Here is a 1,985-nt window from a genome sequence, read left to right on the forward strand (position 1 = left end):
TCGAAGCGACGGTTCGCGAGCTCGGTCTTCGTAGTCAACGACGACAGTGTGCACGCGACGACCGGCGCTGTCTCGAGGAGGTGACTCTTGGTCTTTGCGTATTCGTCGTCCAGCAGTTTTTTCTTGCGGATCAGCTCTTTCATTGCTGTGTCGAGTGTTGCGACGCGTTCGTTGTAGTCGTCGCGTTCGGCCAGGGCCCCCAAAGTTCCGTCGGCTTGCCCCTCAGCAATGACGTTCTGCCAGTCGGGAACTACATCGACAACGCGCTGAGCTTCTGCATATCGAGCTTGTACCCGTGCGGACTCGGACTGCGCTGCAGATTCCGCAGCCTTGACGGCAGATACATCTCGGGCCAGTTCCCGAGCGCGGCGCTGGGCGGATTCGGCGATCACGACTCGTTCGTGCGCGTTGGCGGCCTCGACGCCTGCGTCAGCGGCTGCCCTTCGGAAGGACTCGACTCCGCCTTCGGCAGAGTGAACCTCGGCGGCAAGAATGTTACGACGTTCATTTGCCAGTTGTATCCGTGAATCGAGCGCGCGCCGCCGCCAGGGCAAACCCGCGCTCCAGGACTGTCGGGCAGACGTGGCCTCCGACCACTCCACGACGGCCTTGGACAACTCGAATCTCAGCGACGCGAGTGATTGCTCGGCGGCGTAGACCTGATGAGCGACATGGTGCGCGGTTCTCGCGGCAGACTGAGCGTGGTCTTTCAGCTGCGGCAGCATAGACGCCGCGGCCGCGCTACGTGCGGCTGCCGCATCGATTCGCTCGAAGTCGGCACGGCGGCGCGCGGACTCGACTCCCGCCAGCGCCAGGGTTTCCGCGAGGTGGCGTGCGGTGTCCGCTGCTTCCTGAGCTCGAAGGGCAGATTCGAGCCGTAGGCCGTTTTCCTGTTCGAGTAGCTGCACGACAACGCCAAGGTGGAGGCGATCCGGGTGCGATTCGTTCTCGGCCATAGCGTCCTGAATCGACTGCAGCCGCGCAACGCGGTTGGTCATCGCTGCGGCGGCCTTGTCGACGGTGAGCCAGGGATGTTCCGACACTTTCTTTGTGAGCTGACCCGATGCTCCAACACGGATGACTTGACCGGCTTCCGTCACGGTCTCCGCGACTGATTCGACGACGTTGTCCACTGCGACGTGGGTGTGTGACGTGATGAGAACCGAATGCCCCTGGCTTAACGCACGCGCTATTGCCTTTCCGATGACTTTCGTCTTTCCGGTCCCCGGCGGGCCCCAGACCAGCCATGCGCCCCCGGAGGCCATGGCGTTGAAAGCCCTCTGTTGCTCGGTATTCAGTCCTTTCATGGCGGGAGCGATGGGCAGGACACCGGGCGACCACAAGTCGACGACCAGGGGCGCACGGGTCGCCTGTTGAACGCACACACGCAGTTGCCGGAGCAGCTCGAGATCGAAGTCGTCGGCGTACGCCACCCGGACGTGAGTCGCAGTCCCGAGCGCCCGACGCGTCGCTGAGGTGACCTTCAGCTTGAGTTTGCGGGCCTTGGGTTCGTATGCCAGCTCGACCTCGCAGCGTGCCGGGTCGCCAGCATCCGCGGTGTCGGCGTCCAACAGGAAAAATTTGTGGCCGGACCAACCACCCCGAGGTGGAGGAACGGAAGTTAGTACGTCCAGTAGCGTTCGCTCGGGCAGTGGCAACGAATTGTCCGTAATCCTGGTCAACTTTGCGATCCGCAACCTGCGCTGGATCAACGCGTCGAGGCCCGCGAGCGTATTTTCCTGTATCCACGGCCACGTCGCTGCTGACCCATCCTCTGGTTGCTGTCTGCGCACGACGCCATCCGCTGTTCCCCCACCCAACATGCCGCAACCGTATACGGGGACCACGACAACCGCGGGAACAGGCATCGGGTGTACGCCAACGCGAAAGACTTACGTGAGTTGGCGTTTCATTGAATATGCAAGCTAATCACCCCAGCGTCAGCCGGGTCAGTTCCTCGCGGCGGGCGCGGAGTCGCTCCGTTG

General features: G+C 62.8%; 1 protein-coding gene. It reads right to left on the reverse strand.

What is annotated here, in order from left to right; all coding sequences use genetic code 11:
• On the reverse strand, window positions 1-1,571 hold a 1,571-nt coding region (locus WBQ44_RS02880; RefSeq protein WP_495565234.1), incomplete at its 3' end, for an AAA domain-containing protein.
• Between the last annotated feature and the right edge of the window lie 414 nt (window positions 1,572-1,985).

The sequence above is a fragment of the Rhodococcus sp. (in: high G+C Gram-positive bacteria) genome (assembly GCF_049591685.1).
In the GTDB taxonomy this organism is placed as follows: Bacteria; Actinomycetota; Actinomycetes; order Mycobacteriales; family Mycobacteriaceae; genus Rhodococcoides.